Raw genomic sequence first — 20,146 nt, forward strand, 5'->3', positions numbered from 1 at the left:
TCAGGTGAAAATATTCACCAAGTGTAGCATGTTATTCTATTTATTAATGTTCTCCGTCCCTATCCCCCAAATAAGTAGCATCGATAGATGGCGTTAATATCGAGCAAGCTGATCACGATAGGCTTAGCCAGAGTATCAAAGCTCGCTATCATAAGCACAACCCGCAAACGGCGTTTTCCACTAAGCATTTTAGATAAAATAACGCTCTTCTCATCGCTCATATTTTCATAGAGACAATAGAATATGAGAGTGGAAAACAGACCACTCTCGGAGCTAGTGCCGATCACTTAAGCAGGTGACTCAGAGAGGGGTCGATGACGTCGAAAGATAAGAATGGACCACAAAGGGCACGAAGTGAGGGCTTCGTGGTTTATCACTTTTAAAGCAAAGACCCCTGTTTGTGCTAGGTTCTTAGTTTTTGTTTTGAATCAGGTTTGGGCTTAACTGACTGGCATTGACTCTATAGCGGATAAAATTAGCCGTTCAATACTAAGCCTCACCCTTACTCCACAACCAAGCGGCTCCACGCACGCCTGAAGAGCTACCGTACATGTTTTGCACTACAGCAGTGCGGCACTCTCCACCCAATACATACTTTGGTAAAATATCTGGAAGTCGAGAGTAAATACTATCAATATTCGATACTCCGCCTCCCAACACTATGATGTCAGGATCCAGCACATTGATAACATGAGCCAAAGAGCGTGCCAGTCTATCTAGATAGCGATCAAACGTGGCCGTAGCCAGAACTTCACCTTGTTCCACTCGCGCTGCGATCTCAAAGCCACTATCGGCATCGCCACCTGCAAGTTGATAATCCCTTACCAAGCCAGTTCCAGAAATAAAAGTCTCAATACAATCTTTATTACCACAAAAACAACTAGTTGAGTTGAACTCTTCAGGAGTCATCCACGGTAAAGGGTTATGCCCCCATTCACCGCCAATACCATTACTTCCCCCATGGACTTTGCCATTAATAGCAATGCCAGCTCCACATCCAGTACCAATTATCACGCCAAAGACAAAGGCCTTTCCAGCAGCAGCACCGTCAACCGCTTCAGAGACCGCAAAACAGTTTGCATCATTCGCCACTCGCACCTTTCGATCCAAACGCTTAGCTAAATCAATATCCAATGGGTGACCATTAATCCAAGTCGAGTTTGCGTTTTTAACGAGTCCAGAAAAAGGTGAAACAACCCCAGGGATCCCAATGCCAACCGTGCCTTTTTGCCCAAGTTTCCGCTCAGCCTCAGCGACTAAGGCCTCTATCACATCGAGCGTTGCCTTATATTCTCTAGGAGTCGGCTGACGTTTACGAAATAGCTCTTCACCGTGCTCGTTAAGTGCTACAACTTCAATTTTTGTACCACCAAGATCAACGCCTATCCGTAACATTTTCTCTCCTAAGGTGTTTTGATTCGTTTTAATATTTAAATCGAGAGTCGCCTTTCATTCAGGCTCGCCTCTTTCACCAACATAGCTAAAGTTGACATGGCCAAAGTCAATTTAGTTCAATCCCAGTGAGGCGCATAGGCAATAAAATAAGGATTCAGAATATCAGGTTTTTGATTGTAATTAAGAGGAAGATTAGTGTCATATTGCAGCACCCGTCCACCTGCACTTTCCAATACAGCCTGCGCCGCTGCGGTATCCCACTCACTGGTCAACCCTAAGCGAGGGTAAATATCGGCCTCACCCTCAGCCAAAAGACAAAACTTAAGTGAACTGCCGACGCTTTTCATTTCGTGCTCACCAATCTGCTCTAGATATGTTTGTAAACCTGGACTTAAATGAGAACGGCTGCCAACAATCCTCGGAGGCGCACTTTTTAAGCGTTCAGCCTTGGTTAATCTAACCAGTTCTCCAGCATGTTTTAACCAGGCGCCACTGGCGACTTCACCATAAAAACACTTATCCAGTACTGGCGCGTATACCACACCCGCTACCGCTCTATCATGTTCAATAAAGGCAATATTTACCGTAAACTCGCCATTACGCTTGATAAACTCTTTGGTGCCATCGAGTGGGTCAATCAACCAATAAGCGTGCCAATGACGTCTCTGTTGCCACTCGATACCTGTCGACTCTTCAGACATCACGGGGATATTGGGTGTCAGCTGCTGCAACCGCTCAACGATAACTCTATGACTGGCAAGGTCAGCAGCAGTAACAGGACTATCATCAGCCTTTGTCACAACCCCAAAATCCTCTTCCCCATAGATGGCCATAATGGCGTCACCCGCTTCAGTCGCAATATCTACCAGTGGTGCTAGCCACTCCTGTTTAAATATCTGGCTCAATGTGAGTTATCTCTATAATTTATCGAAGGTAATATTCCTATTATGCCAGTATTTAACCATAAAAATTAATAACCAAAAAATCAATCTAGGGTTAAAACAGACTAAGAGAGGGTGATAGAGCTTAAGATCTAGGACGTTCGCCAGCTCGTTGCTAGGACGGCCTTCGACCTAAATATATAAGATTTTAGGTCCTAGAGTGCTCCGCAGTGCGGACGGACAGCGTTCTGTAAGCCTTAGGCCGTTCCATCTTTGCTTACCCCGTCTTTGCTGTAACCGCTTTAGCTTGTACCTAGAACCTGTTTTTCCTAAAACCTAAGACCTTGTTAGCTTTAACCGACATTCAAGCTGTCACACTTTGTGTCGAATGACCAATTCATTCGCCTTAATACTACCTGCCAGCAGTGAAATCCTCTAAAATGCGCCTCATTGATAAAAGGGATCCCAATGAAACTTAAATTACTATCTGGATTATTACTGCTTAGTTGCAGCTCAGTGCAAGCTGCTTGGTGGGTTGAACCCACTGACTTACCACTAAGAGCCGACATTCAACTCCTGTCTGATACAGGCGTGATTGTGCAGCCCATCACCACTTACCCGCTAATGTGGGATGGGATTAAACAAGATATGGACAAGGCAGATCAGAATACTCTATCCGATCTTCAGCGTGATGCATTCGATAGAGTCGTAAGTGCATATGATCATGACCATCGCGGTATGAGCAGCAAAATAGAACTTGCTGGCGGCTCTGATACCACCCGCTTTATTGGCTTTGGCCAAGATTATCGCGATAAAGCCGAAGCCGCAGTGTCAGCCGAAGTGACTAAAGATTGGTTTAGCGGTCGCTTAGCGGCAAGTTACCACTATGATCCTATCGATGGTAACAGCACACGCTTAGACAACAGCTTCGCAGCCGTCATGCTAGGTAACTGGATTGTTAGTGCTGGCGCTCAACAGAAATATTGGGGACCGGGCTGGGATAGTGGCCTTATTCAAACCACCAACGCTAGACCTATGCCTGGAATGACGCTAAGCCGTAACAACAGCCAAGCATTTGAAACCCCATGGCTTAACTGGATTGGCCCATGGACCTTTACCACCTCATTTAGCCAGATGGAAAGCGACCGCTATGTACCGGAAGCTAAACATTGGGGCGCCCGCGGAACATTACGACCTATCTCAAAACTTGAAGTGGGTTTCTCATGGACCATGCAATGGGGCGGTGAAGGTTACGGTAACAGCTTAGGCGACTGGTGGGACGGCCTCTTTAATGGCGGCATGAGCGAAGGTGAAATTGAAAACGGCCAAGAAAATATGCTTGCAGGCTATGATTTCCGCTGGTCTGATACCGCCTTTGGCATTCCTTACGGGATCTACTACGAGCGTATTCACGAAGATTACCACAACGGTAAGAACAAGCTAATCAACTCAGCGAATATGGGCGGCGTTGACTTTTTCTTAGCAGATATCAATACCCGTGTGTTTGTTGAATACTCAGATACTCAAGTGGCCTGCGGCGTCGATTCAAATGCCTATAACTGCCTCTATGAACATGGTTTCTATCAAGATGGCTATCGTTACTATGGAAAAAGCCTAGGCAGCACCTATGACAATGACGCAACGACACTCGTTATTGGCGGCATCACTCAGCTAGGTGGTGGGCAAAACATCAGTAACAAGTTCCGCTGGTTAAGACTCAATACCGACGGTACAGATACAGGCAACCCATCTGGAGGTAATCCTGTGTCTCCTGGCGAATATGAGCGCGTATACCAGTTTGATACTAGCTACCATAGACCTTTCTATCAAGGTACCTTAAAGGTCGGTGGCACCGTGGGCTATAGCAAATATATGACCTCTGGTGGTGATGACTGGGATACTACGATTTACGCCGGTTGGGAAAGAAGTTTTTAATTTCTAAGAAGGTCCTAGGTCTAAAAGAAGATCCTAGGACTTTCGCAAGCTCACTGCTAGGGCGGCTTCGCCCAGCTAGGAAAGGCAAAAACAGAGCACCGTATCGTCCACTTCTTTGTTTTCCTGCTTTTCCGGCTTTTAACCGCCTTAGCTTCCCCTAGAAGCATAGCGCCCTTCTATCCTGTTACAGTGAGTGTGCGACCGTTCCGTTTACGTAAGTCCACTGGCCGTTCCGCTTTTTCGTCTTAGCTTGTACCGTCTTAGCTTGTACCGTCTTAGCCTTTACCTAGAACCTGCTTTTCCTAGAACCTAGTACCTAGTACCTTCTTCGCTTTTAACCTTTTGATAGTCAATCATAGCTTGTAGCTGCGTTTGCCAGCTGGCGCTAAGTAGGCTCCCCTGCATAATACCTAATTGCTGACACACTTTTGCTGCATTCAAGGCACTCTGTACGGGTCTTTTAGCTAAGCGATTTGCATGTTCCCCTTGCCAAGCCTGAGTCGTAATAGGCTGTATGTGGCATGCCGCAGTATTCGGTGCCGACTCTTCAATAGCCAATGTCTGACGTTGGATCTCACACGCAAACTCATACCATGAAACACTAGCGCCAGCAGCGTAGTGATATAAATCAGCGGCTCCTATTGTTGGTTGTGACAGGTATGTCTCTTTCTTGCTCACACTATTGCCATTGCTCGTATTCGATAGCTTTTTTTGCTTAATCAGCATCAGGATAACCACCGCGAGCGCTTCACACCAGGTTGGACTACCTAATTGATCACTAACAACCGATAAACTCTCTTTTGCCTTAAATAAACTCTGCATTGTTTTAACAAAATTATGGCCATAACAACTATAGAGCCATGAGGTGCGAATAATCGTTGCTTGCTCACCTAATATGTCACTGACCCAGCGCTCACCTTCACCTTTACTTTTACCATAAACAGATAAAGGAGAAGGCAGATCTTGCTCTGTATATGGGCGTGATAACTCTCCGTCAAACACAAAGTCTGTCGAAATATGCACTAACTTAAGGTCTCTAAGCCGACATTCACTAGCGAGTAACTTAAGGCCTAGCGCATTGACAGCCATAGCTCTGTCGATATCAATCTCGGCCTTATCGACGGCATTATAGGCCGCACAGTTAATCACAACATCGGGAGCGATAATATCGAGCGCTCTTCGTATTGAATCAATATCACCAATATCCAGCGCTTGATGAGAAACGCCAATCACTTCATCAGTCGCTGCGATACAGGTTTTAGATTCGGGTAATAAGTGCAGCAACATTTGCTCGGCAGCAGATAACTCTGCATCGCTCTGGGCAAGCTTAGCTATCGACAGCAACGCCTGCGCTAACTGACCATTTGCCCCCGTAATAAGAATTTTCATCTTGTTTATCTCTTCACTCGTTTAGCTATTCCTTCCCTCTTTTCACTGTTTGCTTAGCTTTAATTTTAGCTTTCGAGTAAAACCGAATATTCATCGAGTGAGCCATGGCCTCGTGCAGACAAAAATGCAAGCAATGCTTCGGGGCTACGATTGAGTAGACGCTCAATAGGAAAATCTGCTTGTTCGATAATGATCTTTGCCTGAGTGAAATCACCTAGGCTATAGGCCACATGAGAATCAGAACCCATGACTAAAAGTCCACCAGCCTCTTTTACCGCCTTGGCAATCGCCAAACAGTTATGCTCGCTACCTTTTCGAGAGTTTAAAAATGAAGAGTTATTGATCTCTAGCGCGACATGATTCTCGGCGGCGGCCTGAGCGACTGCAGTTATATCGATAGGATACGCAGGATTTCCAGGATGAGTAATGATGTCCACATGACCACTGTTAATACAATTAATCATTGCCGCGGTGTGAGTTGCTTTATCGCTTGGGGCAAAAACGGGTTCATGAAAACCGGCTAGTACAATATCGAGCTCTTGTAGGTAATCGCCGAAAAAGTCTATCTCTCCGACCACATTTTTAATGTTGGCTTCGATACCACGTAAAATCCCCACGCCATCAACGACTCGTGGCAAGACTCGTAAATTAACAAAGTGCCAAAAATGCGGTGCATCGGCCATATCGGGACCATGATCTGTGGTAGCAAATAGCTTAATCCCTTTGTGTTTAGCCATCGCAATATATTCTTGCAACGTACTATAAGCATGGGTCGAAGCAATCGTGTGAGTATGGGTATCAACAAGATATTTCATAGCGTTCTCTTCACTGCAAAAAAGCTTTAAACAAAAAGGAGTAGACCCTTAGTCTACTCCTTTCATTACGCGAGCTCTATCGATAAGCTTAAAACATTAGTAACCTAGAAGATCATCAAACATTTTAGTGGCTTAAGCTGTTTTCTAACTCATCCCAAGTCTGACGTTTGCGATAGATAGTTGATGCGCTAATATCTAGCAGTGCTGCAGCTTTTGGCACATTACCGTCACAGCGTTCGATAGCATTTTCAATGGTCAGCTTCTCTGTCTTCCATAACGGTACTATCTCATCACTCTTCTCATCTGCAACTTTCACTGCATATTGCGCCTCTTTAGAAAAAGTAACTTGTTCCATTCCATCAAGAAAAGAAGGGGACGTTAACTCTGTGTCAGCCGCTTTCCCATTGGATTTAGAAGCCGTTGTCAGTTGTACTGGCAACATATCGAGTTCAACCGACTCACAGTCATTTAATACCACTATCTGGCGGATCACGTTCTGTAGTTGCCTAACATTACCTGGCCATTGATAAGACTTTAAGCATTGCTTAGCTTCTCGGCTAAATCCCTTAAACCTCTTGCCCTCTTCTTTGTTGTATTCTTTGAGCAGGCTAGATGCGAGTAACAAGATATCTTTGCCACGCATTCTAAGCGGCGGCAGCTCAATTGGGATCACATGTAAGCGATAGAATAAATCTTCTCTAAAACGCCCCGCTTTAACTTCATCCCACGGCATTCGATTGGTTGCACTAACAAACCTTACATCCACTTTCTCCTCTTTGGTGCCGCCAACGCGCTGAAACACACCAGTTTGAATAAAGCGTAACAGTTTGCTCTGCAGCTCAAGATCCATTTCGCAGATCTCATCGAGGAAAAGCGTGCCGTTATGCGCTCGTGTCGCCGCTCCATCTCTATTGGCTACCGCACCAGTAAACGCCCCCTTAGTGTGACCAAAAATCTCACTTTCAATCAAGTCCTTAGGGATTGAGGCGCAGTTTAAAGCTACAAATGGCCCATCACTTCGATTCCCCGCATTGTGTATGGCATGGGCGCACACCTCTTTGCCCGTACCACTTTCACCAATAATAAAAGCTGAGGCTTTACTGCTTGCAACACAGTCGATAGTTTTATATACGGTTTGCATCGCCAATGATTCCCCTATGAAGCCCATATAATGCGGCTTAGGTAGGCAGCTCTCATATTTAGCGACAAGATTCACTAGCTGGCGCTGTTTTAAGGCATTACGAACGGTAATAGATAAACGTTTTGCATCAAAGGGTTTAACGAGAAAGTCGAACGCCCCCGAACGCATAGCGTCAACGGCAAGATCTATAGATCCATGAGCGGTGATCATAATGACGGTAATATCAGGGTGATCCTGCTGTACAGTTTCTAATATGTCCATCCCAGACATATCGGGGAGTTGAATATCGAGCACCAACAGATCGGGTTGCCAGCGTTTGAGTTCATTTAGTGCATCGATCCCATGGTTAACATGGGTCACTCGAGCTCCCTCTGTGCGCAAATATTCCGTATAAAGCGCTCCTAGAGACATACTGTCTTCAACAAGTAATGTGGTAAATGAGCTTGTTATATCCATATAAAATCAGCCTATTGAAAATTAAACCGCTATCGGCAACAATCCATTTTAGCTCCAAAAGTTGAGCTCATAGTTGTCACCAACTCATAGTGGTAAGTCTAATAGTAATAAGTCTAGCAGTAATTACTCTTGGTGTTTCGATTCAAAGCGTTGCTTAAATAGCTTGATAGTCAATTGCCCCGTCGCTATTACTTCATCGAGCAATAGCGGCGCTTGATTAACATCTTTGGCTTTAGCGCTTAACTCTAATTTCTCGGCCGCAATAGACAGTGCGATGGCACCAAAACTTCCAGAGCTACTTTTAAGTGTATGTGCTTGAAGATCGATTTCAGTGAAATCCCATTGCTCCCCATTACTATGTTCTGCAACCAAAAAATTTAGGGTGTTTACTCGCTCCTCAGCCTCAGTTAAGAAAACCGTAATCATCCTATTCATCGCTTCTTCACTAAGCATGATAGTTAACTCATTAAGAACGGCCTCATCAATGATAGTCATTCCTTTCTCATTCCCTTGGTGAGTGTTCGGTAGTGGTGTCACTTTACCACTCTCATTCTTTGCTCTCTTAACTCGGTCAAACGGCACAACCTTGGCGCCATCGATACGATGGCTATCAACATGATGGTATTCTTGACCGTCTTCAAACTTAACTATAGCCCCTTCCTTATTCGATACAATCCATTGATTTACTACATTAACAAGATTCATTCGATTAACAGGCTTTGGCACAAAATCCTTCATACCGGCATTCATGCATTGCTCTACATCCTCTTTTTGCACATTTGCCGTCATGGCTATCACAACCTGAGAGGGGCGACGCTGTAATATTTTTTGTGTCGCTTCGATGCCATCCATATCAGGCATTCTCATATCCATTAAAATAAGGCCATAATCTTTAGTGCTTGCCATTGCCAACGCTTCGAGACCATTATTGGCTATCTCTACTTTGAAGCCAGCCTTACTCAGCATTGCACTGGCAACAACTTGATTTGCGAGGCTATCTTCTGCAAGAAGAATCGGTAAATGTGCCCCATGGGTTAAAGGCATTACAATTTTATCTTGAGCCTCCTGACATAATGACTCCAGCTCGCCACGGAGCAGACCAAGCATCATATCTCGGCTCAAAGGTTTATTAATCACTTGATCGAATCCGACATCTTTTAGTGACTTAGAAGCCTCGGGGAATACCGTTGTCATTAACGCCGCTATCAGACCTTCATCGTGCAAATAATCACTCTTGATCAGGTTAACTTGTTTAACACTTATATCAGATAGGCAAAGCTCATCAATAAGAAGCAAGTTAAACTTGCCTGCTACCTTCAAAGTATCAAGCAGAGCTTCCACGCTATCGACACAAACTGTAGTCACATCATATTGGCTATATTGTCTTCTTACTAACTCACTATAAGTCTTATCTAGGTGCACTAGAAGCACTCGAGATTCTATTGGTATTGCCGTAAATGGCATCGGCGAATATTTTGAATTATCACTCTCAACATATTTAAGTAATAGGTCAAAACTAAAGCAGCTCCCTCTACCTTGCAGGCTCTCGACCCCAATATGTCCGCCCATCTGATTGACCAGCTCGGCACAGATCGCCAAGCCAAGCCCTGTGCCACTATAGTTTGTATTATGGGTATCATGTACTTGGCTAAATTCTTCAAATAGAATCGACTGGGACTCTTCACTTATTCCAATCCCTTGATCTGATATTTTACAACACAACCGAGCCTCATCAGGATCTGCTAGACACATCTCTATAGCGACACATCCTGAAAATGAAAATTTAATCGCATTATCGACCAAGTTATGCAGCACCTGTCGTAATCTCTTCCCATCACCGATTAGTTCTTCAGGCACATTTCGATCGACAAAGAGTCCCAGAGAAACGCCCTTACCTTGTGCTTTCGCTGACAATACCTGTAGCACTTGTGTCGCCAGTTTAGCAGGAGAGAAAGCTGTCTCTTCTAACACCATTTGCCCGGCTTCAATCTTAGAGAAGTCTAAAATATCATTAATAGTACTCAACAATGCCGTACCAGCCTCCTTGGCGGTATTGGCATATATACGCTGCTCTTTGTTCAGTGTTGAGTCCAAAATTAATTCGACACTTCCCAATACTGCGTTAAGAGGTGAGCGGATCTCATGACTCATGGTCGCTAGAAAACGAGATTTGGCTTCACTTCCTTGCTCTGCTTGCTCCTTGGCCAACTTGAGCTGAGCTTCATGCTCCATTCGACGCGAGATATCTCGAATAAATGCAGTCAATAGCATTTCTCGTCCTAGCTGTACTGGGATTAACGTCAGCTCAATGGCCACCTTCTTACCATCGGAACGATTCGCTTTCATCTGGGTAGAATGCTTAATTGCCTGCCCTTCACCAGTGACTCGATACTCTTCTAGAATATCGTGAAAGCACTTCTTCTCATCTGCGCTAAAGAGGATCGTTTCCATCTGCTGGCCTATCATCTGTTCTGAATGAAACTTAAACAGCAAACAAGCCGCATCGTTCACCTCTTGGATTTCACCTGTAATATCAATCGTCACTAACGCATCTTTACTGCCTTCTAATGTCGCTAACAGAATCGACTCTGTCCTTTGGGCCGCGATCTGGGCACATTTAACATCACTTAAGTCCTTAACTAAGCCTAAAAAGAGCACCTCACCATCGATACACATTTTAGAGATAGATAATTCAACCGAAAAAAGGCTACCATCCTTTTTCTTGGCAACTAATTCCCTGCCTTTGCCGATAATTTTAGCTTCGCCCCCTTCTAAAAAATGACGAATATACTCATCATGCATTTTCTGTTCTTTCGGCGGCATTAACATTGATACATTGTTGCCAATAAGATCCGATGAGCTATAACCAAATAAACGGCTCACAGCAGGGTTTACTTGCTCTATCAAGCCCTGAGTATTGACGATAAAAAAACCGTCAATGGCGGTTTGTAAAATCGTATTCAGCCTGACATTGGCGCTCTCTAGATCCTGATTCTTCTCGGCAACTTTTTTAACCATCTGATTAAAAGCTAGCATAGTCTTGCCGATCTCATCGTCACTTGTAACAGGAATTTGAACTTGCAAATCTCCCAATAGGATCCGCTGAGATGCGGTTTTAAGCAGTGCCAAGTTACGCGTTAAATAGTGACCTAATAACCAAGAGAACAGCGCGACCAAAAACATCTCGATACCAGCAATGGTTAAGAATCGTGTTCTAGCATCGGTAATAAAGCTATCTAGCTGCGCGGTATCAAAACCCAGTTCGACCCTCCCATAACTAAACCCCGACTCTTGCACGCCTCTTTCTATGTCTAAGATACCGTCATCCACATTAACAATCCCGCTGTCTAATGAGGCGACAGAGTCACCATCATCAGTACCGGCACTAACCAGTAATCGGCTTTGATCGTAGATATTGACATAGAGCACCTGCGAAGTGGTTAACAGCTCATTCGCGAGCACATTTAGCGTCGACAGGTCGCTACTGATCACCGCATCTTTTGCCGCAGCAGCAAAAAGAGACGCTGTAGAGTTGGCTCGCTTTTCGATCTCTGCTTGATTTGAGGTTTTCAGATAATCGACACTGGTATAGACCAGCAACATCAATAACAGGCCTTCGATTATTCCGATCCCAAGAATGGTCTTTATTCGAAATGACACTACCTAATCTCCTTTAACGGCTCATTAAGCTCGCTCAGCGATAATGCACGAACATCATCCCAGTCACTGCTTTGTGCCGCCTCCATGGCTTTAAACCCTAAGCCACTCAAAAGTTCACGGCCTCTACTCGTCGTAGAAAGCGCTAGCAATTGCTTCATCAATTGATCTCGAGTTTCTTGAGTGACTCTTGGATGAGTCGCGATAGCATGTGGGGTGTAACCGGGGGTTTGCCATAGGATTTTAAGCTGCTTGGTGACATCACTGTCCATATTGTTAAAGGTACGCCCTACGCCGCCACCAGCATCGACAAGCCCTTGAGCTACAGCAAGGTATACTGAGTCGTGGGAGCCGACATACTTAGTGCTATGAACTATCTTTTCTTGTTTTAAAATCGCTCGAGGAATAACACTAGCCGCGAAAGCCGCTGGAGCCGGAAATGCTAATGACTTGCCATTAAGCTCCCTTAGTTCAGTTAACCCAGAGCCCTTCTTAACAACAATTAGCCCCCTCAGATATTTATCTTGCTCCTTAGCTAATGCAATGTAACCAGGAGACTCCTTAAACACAGTAAAATGATAAGGGTTCATATAGGCGATATCATACTCGCCCTTAGCTAAACGCATTTCAAAGGTCGGAATGTCTGGCGCAGTTGCAAATTGCAAATCAAATCTCGCATTTTGCGATAATTCAGCTAAAACCGGTGCCCACCCCTTAGCTAAGGTGCTAGCTGCCTGCTGGGGCACTACTCCAAAGGTTAACACCTTAGGTTCAACATCGGCTGCATTGATGGTCGCGCTAGAGTAAGTCATGAAAGTAACCCAATATAAAACAATGACTTTTGGAAACGAGCAAAATTTAGACATCACACTTCATTCCTAGCATCTGTTTAAATCCATTAATTAGATACAGCAATCCCTATGCCAAAACATGAATAGACAGAGTGACTCAGCTCCACGTAGGCGGAAAGCGGGTAAAAATCCAGAAATCAACACCTTAAGGTGGATGACTGGGAAGCAATTTGCTTTTTGCTAAAAAGGCTGGGAATTTGAAGAGTTAGCTATTAATCAATCTGACAAACCCTTTATAAAGCATAGACATAATGATTTATATTTGTCTGGCATAGAGTTTGCTTCATTACGAAATACCTCAGTAACAGCCCGTGACGATAAGGTTGTGATGACTATGTCTAAGACCCAAACCAAGGCTCGACCCCAGAACCAAACGAAAACGATACCTTTGAAGCTCATCCAGCAATATAAGATCATCGTAGTAGAAGACTGTAATAGCGAACGTTGCTTATTACTGAGTCTGCTCGAGTCAATGGGGTTTACGGCTCAAGGTTTTTCTAATGCCAAAGAGGCTATCGCGCTGCTTCAGCATGAACATGTGGATATGGTTATTACCGACTGGATGATGCCTAACTTCAGCGGCATTGAGTTATGTAAACTTATAAAATCAATGAGTTGCTCACCATATACCATATTACTTACGGGGAATAATCAAAATGCGCATCTAATAGAAGGCATCGAGTCTGGGGCGGATGACTTTATTGCTAAGCCCTTCCATAGTGGCGTTCTGAAAGTGAGGATCCTTGCAGGCCTTCGCATCATAGAGATGCAACGAAAATTAGAAAGTCGCAATCAAGCGCTCAATAAGTTGCTTATAAAGGAGCAAGGTTATCTTAATAACCTTAGACACGACCTCTCCCTCGCCGCTCAACTGCAACGCGCCCTGCTACCTAAAAACTCCGATTTAACTCAAGGCTGGCGAGTCACAACGGAGTTTAAGCCAGCTCAAGATCTCGCAGGAGATCTGTTTCAATGTTTCAATATAGATCAGCAGCATATCGGTTTTTACCTATTGGACGTAAGCGGCCATGGTACGGCGGCATCGATGCTAAGCTTTACCTTAGCCCACCACTTATCTAGCAGCCAACAAGTCTGGCAGTCACTTGATTTAGCAATGATAACTAACAATCTCAATCGAGAGTTTGACGATCCTGAGCGGTGCGGGCGATTTGCGACTCTACTTATCGGCATCGCAAACACCAAGAGCGGAGAGGTAGAGATCATCAACGCAGGGCACCCTTCTCCTATCATAGTAGGCCCTCATGGAGCCAAATTTGTCGATGCTAGCTACGTAAAATCACAGCTTCCAATAGGAATAAATAAACAGCACAGCTACCACAGCCAGCGCTTCACCTTAGAGAAAGAAGAACAGCTTTTGCTCTATTCTGATGGCATCTATGAATGCCGCCATAGCAAGTTCGGCAGTTATGGACTGCCAAAATTACTGAAAAATATCAGTGATGCTAGAGCATTACCCGCAGAAAAGTTATTGCACTACCTCTGCTATAGCACCGAGCTTTGGCAAGAAAAACAAGCGCAGGACGATATCTCTTTAATGCTGATCTCAACCACGACGAATTTGCCCCATTGTGATTCAAAAATTTAAGGAAACACTATGAATCGCCTACAGTTTAATCTCGACAGAAAGATTATGGCCAAACGTTCCATAAGCAGAGAGATAGAGCTCTTTATTCGCAGAATAAGTTATTGCACTACCTTTGCTATAGCACCCAGCTTTGGCAAGAAAAACAAGCGCAGGATGATATCTCTTTAATGCTGATCTCAACCACGACGAATTTACCCCATTGTGATTCTAAAATTTAAGGAAACACTATGAATAGCCTACAATTTAACCTCGACAGAAAGATTATGGCCAAACATTCCATAAGCAGAGAGATAGAGCAGTTTATGCTGCAGAATCAGGTGTCCGATACCAAGCGATTTAAGGTCATTACTTGTGTCTTGGAGGCTATCTCCAACGTTTTTACCCACGCAACTCCCAAGCTAAACTCTCTAATTATCATTTTGCACTGTGATCATCAGCAAGTCGTCATCGATCTACTTGATAGCTCTCGGATGCAGGCTATAAAGGCTCCAACAGATTGCCCCCACGCCAAAGCGACCTCAGGGAGAGGACTTTGGATCATCAATAGTTGGATGGACAACGTTCGCCTACAAGAAACCGTTGCAGGCACCCATCTGCAATTTAGTTTATCGATATAGGTTTAAAAGAAGGTTCTAGGTTCTAGGACGTTCGCAAGCTCACTACGAGGACGGCCTTCGGCCTGCGAGGAAATCAAAAGCAAAACAGTGTTGCTTTCAACCTTGCAGCTCTTTGCTTTAATCTTCTTAGCTTTTTACCTAGAACCTAGAAGTCGCAACGCGACGCTCTCGAAGTGACGTAGTCACGCTCTATAAGCGTAGCGCCCTTCTCAGCCTCAACCGTCAGCGAAGCGTTCTGAAAGTGAGCCCGCGAACGTTCCGTTAACCGTAAGGCCGCAGGCCGCTCCGCTTTTCCGTCTTTGCTTTAACCTAGAACCTTCTTTTCCTAACACCTAGGACCTTCTATCGCTTTTCCGGCTCTTCCGTCTCAGCTTGCCCATCTTTGCTTTAACCTAGGACCTGCTTTTCCTAGGACCTTCTCAGCCTTTAACCTGCTTTTCCCCCTTTCCCATTTTGCATCGCAAATAAAGAAGGCAGTTCACAAACACACCTAACAACAACCGTGAAACGCATAAAACCCTATAAATACAGCAGGGTATAAATTGGCCTTAGAGTTGCAACATCTATTACAAGTAAACTTATAAGTCAGAATATTAATGAGAGCGTGATTAAAGATTCTTGTAAACGTATAACCAGAGCATGAATAAAAATAGTCAGTGAGTAACGGCTCAACAAACTCCAGTAACAGTTCAGATAACCAAACAAAATGCCTGATGCATTTTTAAGGACGGCGATATGACTTTCTCTCAATTACCACAAAATAATGCCTGTAAAATTACTCTGCCTGCTGAGGTCATAATGACTCAAACACCCACACTCAGAGCCGCAATCTTACAACAAATCGATGCCGGGATGACCCAACTCGTGATTGATTTACACAAGGTTGAATATATCGATTCGAGTGGCCTTTCAGTGCTTATCTCTGCCTTAAATCGAGTCGAGAAGGATAATGGTGAAATCGTATTACTCTCTCCAACTGCAGGCGTACGCTCACTCATTGAATTGACGCGTTTACATCAGATCTTCGCTATCTATGAAGAGGAAGCCGCAGCTATAGATTACATCTGCAATGAGCTTACTAACAATCAAGCGGCGCAATAGGGAGTAATGCTATGGGTCATACTCACAATGTCCTGACTAGAGGCCTAGAGACGCAACAAAAAGCAGATACAACCAACAAGGCTTTAGCCCTTGCGCTGATGACTTGTCTGTTTGCATTCCTGCTAACAGCTTGCGTTACTCCTCAACGTCCTGAAAAGGATGCTATCTGTGCAGGTAGCAGTGAAGACAACCTGACTCAGTGTCATTTCTATGATAGTGACACTCCCTATATGCGCAGTAACAAAACGGCTCACGCAGCAAGCTCCCAGCTTCAAGCGTCTCACAAACTAACAGGCAATACATGGCTGATGTACGCTGGTCAGTCACAGCAGTCGCTACACCAACCGCAAAATATTCGCCTTTCAGTTGGTGACAAACTTAAGATCCTTGTGCTCAATGGGGAAGAATTCAGTGGTGATGTTGAAGTGAATAACGATGGCTACATCTACTTACCTTTTCTGCAACCTATCCATGCCAAAGGATTAGATATTAGTCAGTTAACCCGTTCAATAGAGCAATACCTGGTCGATGAAGAGTTTATGCTTAAAAAAAGCGTCCACTTAAGCATAACCCCATTAAAATGGGCCCCGGTTGAAGTCACTGTTTCTGGCGGAGTATTTGAACCAGGCCAACATTTGATCAATGTCAAATCTGACCTTGAAATCATCGATGATGACGGTGGACACAGTGGCGATCAAGCCGCCAAACGCACTATAGCATCGGCGCTCAGAGCATCTGGTGGCGTGCGCCCTGATGCAGACATCACTGCGGTTACAGTGATAAGAGAGCAGCATAGTTTTACCCTCGATTTATCCGGTGTGCTCCACGGATACCCAGTACCAAAAATCACCTTGATGTCGGGAGATCATATCCACGTGCCACAACATGATTATTTCGACGATGCACTAGCTCGCCCCTCACAGATCACTGTGCCAGGTATTCGAGTCTTCATATCAAACCTGACCCAACCTGCCTCGAGTAATGCTCAATCCGCCGTCGATACCGATGCGACTCGCTTTCCTTATGGTACTCGCCTGTTAAGCGGCGCTATCGCGGCAAACTGTGTCGGCGGCGCGCAATCAACCAATGCCAGTCGACATCTATTACTGATCACAAAAAACCCTTTAACCGCTCAAGTTGATGTGGTTGAACGCTCAATGGACAGCTTAATTAGGCATTCTTGGGAAACGGGGATGAACCCAATATTAATGCCTGGAGATGGCATCGCTTGTTACGACTCCCGGGTCACCAATATTCGAGAAATTGCACGCAGCATAACCGAAGTGCTTGTCCCCGCAACCCTACTTGAGTTGCTATAAAAGCAACAATGCTTATAGGAGACGATAATGACTAAACACTCCTACAGCCCGCTTATGTGGTTAAAACACTACTTTGTAAACGGTAGCCAGCTATCGACGACAAAGAGAAAGCGTGCCTATCTCATTGTCACCTCTCTTTGCTTGCTTGCGATCTGGTTTCTAGTGCTGCTATTTACACTTTTAAGCCCCAGTCGTTATATCAGCCAATGGATCCTGATACTCCCTGGCGCGGGAGCTGGCGCCTTGGTGAGCCTAGACAGTGTAGGGCAAGCCAATAGCTCCACTAACTCACCCTATGCAAGTAGTGCCATTGACCCTAGGGTCAACTACAAGTCGATTTCAACCAGTAAGACTCTAATCAATGCAGCGGCGAAAACATTACATCTTAAGGGGAGCGAATTTGGCATGCCAAAGTTAAAGCTGCCTAACCAAACCGGGCTGATGCAGTTTAGTATTAAAGCGACTACAGCAAAGGCTGCACAGCAAAAAGCCTGGGCCCATTATCACAGTTTACAAGCATTACTGGCAGAGTTGCGTCGTGACGAAATTGAGCAACGTGAGGATGCTATTCGCGTTGGCATGGCCACTTTTGCTAATAAAGTGAATTTAACACAGACCAAATTACTCGAGTTTCAATCGGAGCATGGCCTAGTATCACTCGACCAGTTTAAAGAGCTCGCCTTAACCATGGAAAGACTAAGACATAACAAGGTCAATTTGGTCTCCGAACTACAAGGCGTTAAAGCTAGCCAAAAGATGCTTGAAATTCACTTAGGCTTAACACCTAAACAGGCGGCAGGACTGCTGACACTCAAAAATGATCAACTGTTCCAGCAATTACTGATCAGCTATACCAATGTAAGTGCGACATTGGCCGAGTACCGCAGTCGATTTGGCAAGCGTCACCCTAAAGTCGTGACCTACAAGAACGAACAATCCTCTATTCTGCTCGCTCTGAGTAGCCGCTGTAAAAATCTGCTTGGTTATAACGATAAGCGTCTGATGTTAATGCTATCGGCTGATGACTTAGATGGCCGCGCTCAACTTATGCAGGAATTACTCTCACTCAACACCCGAGCCGAAGGACTTAGGCACCGAATTGATGCCCTGTCTGAGCAGATCCATGATTGGGACCATAGGTTCAACGACAGCAATGACGATGCCGCCAAGCTCGAAGGCCTGCAACGGGAGCATCAAGTCGCGACTGCGGTATTTACTTCCGCACTGGCAAAAATGGACCTAGGTAAGGCCGATATCTATGCAGCCTATCCATTACTGCAGCTGATGGCCGCACCATCATTAGCAGAAGAGCCCGATAACTTACGCAGCCTGCTAGCAATCGTCGGGGGGATTGCCGCTTCAATTTCACTATTCACAGGAATGGGCATGCTATGGATCCGCAAACCTATACTCCAGAAAATTCTGACGAATTAATCATCTGGCGCGCTATCACCGGCACCTATCTGTTTTGGCTTTTAGGCGCCATGTATTTAGTCGCCCCCGTCATCGCATGGATATTACTACTGCGGATGGTGAAGCGAGCTCTATTGGATAACAAGCGTTATATCGTCAGTAAAGCTCAAACCTGCTGGCTAGTGGCGATGGCAGTCATGTTACTCGCGCTAGTGATAGGCCACCTGACCCACGATCTAGGCGTTGCCAAACTCATCAAGTCGAGTATTGGCTGGGCGAAAGGCTGGGCACTGTTGGCGATATTCCCATTATTGGGTAGCTTGCAGATCAGACCTGAACTTATCTATCGGGCCTGCTGTATCGTCTGTAAACACACGCTGCTTTTATTACCAATATTCATACTTGCTTGGGTTATAAAATTGCCCAGCACTCTCTACACCTCTCCCTTGAGTATTATTGGCGGCCCTGGGCCCGAGTTCTTTAATGTCAGCTTGTATGAAATCGATCCCGCTAGCGGTCTCCCCAGATGGCGGCTCTTCACCCCTTGGGCTCCAGCCTTAGGCATGATAGGCAACTTGTTCTTTACTTTTGCCATCCAAGAAAAGTCTAAACGATTTAAGTTCTATGGATTTGCAGGCAGTTTTTGCATGATTTTATTGTCGCAATCGCGCTTAGCTTTAGTGTGTTACCTGCTGCTAGCAGGCTTTTTTATGTTTATACGCTGGTGCAGATCTCCATGGGTTTACTTCGCAGCGACTCCCCTATTTATACTGCTTGGGATTTCAGGAATTTATGTCGCTGAAAAAATGCAACAAAGCGTGGAAGCCTTTAAAGCTGCCCGAGCAGGCTCTACCCGTGTGCGCCAAGAGCTGGCTAATATCGCTCTTGAACGTTGGGCCAATGAGGCTGTGGTATGGGGGCACGGCATCGTAGAGCGCGGCCCGCACCTAGTAGAATATATGCCGATTGGCTCCCATCACACTTGGTATGGCTTACTGTTTGTTAAGGGTTTAGTTGGCGCTATCGCCCTCGCCATCCCCTTACTTGTAAGCCTGCTAGCTCTAGTCAAGACTCTCTTTAGCTCAGCCCTTAGCGCAGTGGCGGCGGCAGTGATCTTGCAACTCTTCTTATACACCTTCGGTGAAAATCTAGAGATCCTCGCCTATCTATTCTGGCCAGGGCTCGTTATCGTGGGTTCGGCTTTAAAAGAAGGTTCTAGGACGTTCGCAAGCTCACTACTAGGACGGCCTTCGGCCTGCTAGGAAAATCAAAAGCAAAACAGCGTTGCCTTTGACCTTACCGCCCTTTCCAGCTGTTGCTTATCCGTCTTTGCTTTAACCTAGAACCTGCTTTTCCTAGCACCTAGGACCTTCTCAGGCGTTCTGTGAGTGAGCCAGCGAACGTTCAGTAAACCTTAAGGCCGCAGGCCGTTCTGCTTATCCGTCTTTGCTTTAACCTAGAACCTGCTTTTCCTAGCACTTAGGACCTTCTCAGGCGTTCTGTGAGTGAGCCAGCGAACGTTCTGTAAACCGTAAGGCCGCAGGCCGTTCTGCTTATCCGTCTTTGCTTT

14 protein-coding genes are annotated in these 20,146 nt (G+C 45.2%); 7 read left to right on the forward strand and 7 right to left on the reverse strand.

Annotated elements, in window-relative coordinates:
- Positions 1 to 489: 489 nt before the first annotated feature.
- Both mak and cysQ read right to left on the reverse strand, forming a co-directional pair.
- A complete protein-coding gene (gene mak / locus Q1A86_RS19860) occupies positions 490 to 1,395 on the reverse strand; it encodes a fructokinase (RefSeq protein WP_299810773.1) in 906 nt (301 codons plus the stop codon).
- A gap of 116 nt (positions 1,396 to 1,511) precedes the next feature.
- The gene (gene cysQ, locus Q1A86_RS19865) at positions 1,512 to 2,300 is read right to left on the reverse strand and encodes a 3'(2'),5'-bisphosphate nucleotidase CysQ (RefSeq protein WP_299810776.1); all 789 of its coding nucleotides are present in this window, start codon (positions 2,298 to 2,300) and stop codon (positions 1,512 to 1,514) included.
- A 444-nt stretch (positions 2,301 to 2,744) separates the two neighbouring features.
- Here cysQ and Q1A86_RS19870 point away from each other — a divergent pair, with 444 nt between their 5' ends.
- On the forward strand, positions 2,745 to 4,211 hold the full coding sequence (locus Q1A86_RS19870) for a capsule assembly Wzi family protein (RefSeq protein WP_299810779.1): 1,467 nt from the start codon (positions 2,745 to 2,747) through the stop codon (positions 4,209 to 4,211).
- Between the two features lie 309 nt (positions 4,212 to 4,520).
- On the opposite strand, the gene rfbD is transcribed toward Q1A86_RS19870, so the two are convergent.
- The 5 genes from rfbD to Q1A86_RS19895 all read right to left on the reverse strand — a co-directional run bounded on the left by rfbD (position 4,521) and on the right by Q1A86_RS19895 (position 12,481).
- Complete coding sequence (gene rfbD, locus Q1A86_RS19875) at positions 4,521 to 5,600, reverse strand: dTDP-4-dehydrorhamnose reductase (RefSeq protein WP_299810782.1); 1,080 nt, start codon at positions 5,598 to 5,600, stop codon at positions 4,521 to 4,523.
- A gap of 65 nt (positions 5,601 to 5,665) precedes the next feature.
- Positions 5,666 to 6,415 carry a phosphatase gene (locus Q1A86_RS19880; protein ID WP_299810785.1) on the reverse strand — a complete coding sequence of 250 codons (750 nt, stop codon included), beginning with the start codon at positions 6,413 to 6,415 and terminating at the stop codon, positions 5,666 to 5,668.
- A 124-nt stretch (positions 6,416 to 6,539) separates the two neighbouring features.
- The gene (locus Q1A86_RS19885) at positions 6,540 to 8,012 is read right to left on the reverse strand and encodes a sigma-54 dependent transcriptional regulator (RefSeq protein ID WP_299810788.1); all 1,473 of its coding nucleotides are present in this window, start codon (positions 8,010 to 8,012) and stop codon (positions 6,540 to 6,542) included.
- Between the two features lie 123 nt (positions 8,013 to 8,135).
- Positions 8,136 to 11,672: a PAS domain S-box protein gene (locus Q1A86_RS19890; RefSeq protein ID WP_299810791.1), complete on the reverse strand. Its 3,537-nt coding sequence runs from the start codon at positions 11,670 to 11,672 to the stop codon at positions 8,136 to 8,138.
- Positions 11,672 to 12,481, reverse strand: a complete 810-nt coding sequence (locus Q1A86_RS19895) for a phosphate/phosphite/phosphonate ABC transporter substrate-binding protein (protein WP_299810794.1) — start codon at positions 12,479 to 12,481, stop codon at positions 11,672 to 11,674. The genes Q1A86_RS19890 and Q1A86_RS19895 overlap by 1 nt, the downstream gene beginning before the upstream one ends.
- Positions 12,482 to 12,782: 301 nt before the next feature.
- Here Q1A86_RS19895 and Q1A86_RS19900 point away from each other — a divergent pair, with 301 nt between their 5' ends.
- The 6 genes from Q1A86_RS19900 to Q1A86_RS19925 all read left to right on the forward strand — a co-directional run bounded on the left by Q1A86_RS19900 (position 12,783) and on the right by Q1A86_RS19925 (position 19,838).
- Entirely contained in the window at positions 12,783 to 14,126 is a 1,344-nt protein-coding gene (locus tag Q1A86_RS19900) for a SpoIIE family protein phosphatase (protein ID WP_299810797.1), read from the forward strand.
- A gap of 227 nt (positions 14,127 to 14,353) precedes the next feature.
- Positions 14,354 to 14,743, forward strand: coding sequence for an ATP-binding protein (locus Q1A86_RS19905; protein WP_299810800.1), 390 nt, complete (start codon positions 14,354 to 14,356; stop codon positions 14,741 to 14,743).
- 735 nt (positions 14,744 to 15,478) lie between these two features.
- Positions 15,479 to 15,844 (forward strand): STAS domain-containing protein, encoded by a 366-nt coding sequence (locus tag Q1A86_RS19910; RefSeq protein WP_299810803.1) that lies wholly within the window; start codon positions 15,479 to 15,481, stop codon positions 15,842 to 15,844.
- A gap of 11 nt (positions 15,845 to 15,855) precedes the next feature.
- Positions 15,856 to 17,163, forward strand: coding sequence for a polysaccharide biosynthesis/export family protein (locus Q1A86_RS19915; RefSeq protein WP_299810806.1), 1,308 nt, complete (start codon positions 15,856 to 15,858; stop codon positions 17,161 to 17,163).
- Positions 17,164 to 17,190: 27 nt separating this feature from the next.
- A complete protein-coding gene (locus Q1A86_RS19920; protein ID WP_299810809.1) occupies positions 17,191 to 18,597 on the forward strand; it encodes an exopolysaccharide biosynthesis protein in 1,407 nt (468 codons plus the stop codon).
- Complete coding sequence (locus Q1A86_RS19925) at positions 18,555 to 19,838, forward strand: O-antigen ligase family protein (RefSeq protein WP_299810812.1); 1,284 nt, start codon at positions 18,555 to 18,557, stop codon at positions 19,836 to 19,838. Before Q1A86_RS19920 ends, Q1A86_RS19925 begins: the two co-directional genes overlap by 43 nt.
- Positions 19,839 to 20,146 lie beyond the last annotated feature (308 nt).

Source organism: uncultured Shewanella sp. (genome assembly GCF_947497935.1).
GTDB lineage: Bacteria > Pseudomonadota > Gammaproteobacteria > Enterobacterales > Shewanellaceae > Shewanella.

Excerpts from the sequence above, each read along its gene's own strand:
- Q1A86_RS19920 (WP_299810809.1), top strand. The coding sequence starts at position 17,191 with ATGACTAAACACTCCTACAGCCCGCTTATGTGGTTAAAACACTACTTT.
- Q1A86_RS19925 (WP_299810812.1), top strand. The coding sequence starts at position 18,555 with ATGGATCCGCAAACCTATACTCCAGAAAATTCTGACGAATTAATCATC.
- rfbD (WP_299810782.1), bottom strand. The coding sequence starts at position 5,600 with ATGAAAATTCTTATTACGGGGGCAAATGGTCAGTTAGCGCAGGCGTTG.
- Q1A86_RS19885 (WP_299810788.1), bottom strand. The coding sequence starts at position 8,012 with ATGGATATAACAAGCTCATTTACCACATTACTTGTTGAAGACAGTATG.
- Q1A86_RS19880 (WP_299810785.1), bottom strand. The coding sequence starts at position 6,415 with ATGAAATATCTTGTTGATACCCATACTCACACGATTGCTTCGACCCAT.
- Q1A86_RS19915 (WP_299810806.1), top strand. The coding sequence starts at position 15,856 with ATGGGTCATACTCACAATGTCCTGACTAGAGGCCTAGAGACGCAACAA.
- Q1A86_RS19905 (WP_299810800.1), top strand. The coding sequence starts at position 14,354 with ATGAATAGCCTACAATTTAACCTCGACAGAAAGATTATGGCCAAACAT.
- Q1A86_RS19895 (WP_299810794.1), bottom strand. The coding sequence starts at position 12,481 with ATGACTTACTCTAGCGCGACCATCAATGCAGCCGATGTTGAACCTAAG.
- Q1A86_RS19870 (WP_299810779.1), top strand. The coding sequence starts at position 2,745 with ATGAAACTTAAATTACTATCTGGATTATTACTGCTTAGTTGCAGCTCA.
- mak (WP_299810773.1), bottom strand. The coding sequence starts at position 1,395 with ATGTTACGGATAGGCGTTGATCTTGGTGGTACAAAAATTGAAGTTGTA.
- Q1A86_RS19910 (WP_299810803.1), top strand. The coding sequence starts at position 15,479 with ATGACTTTCTCTCAATTACCACAAAATAATGCCTGTAAAATTACTCTG.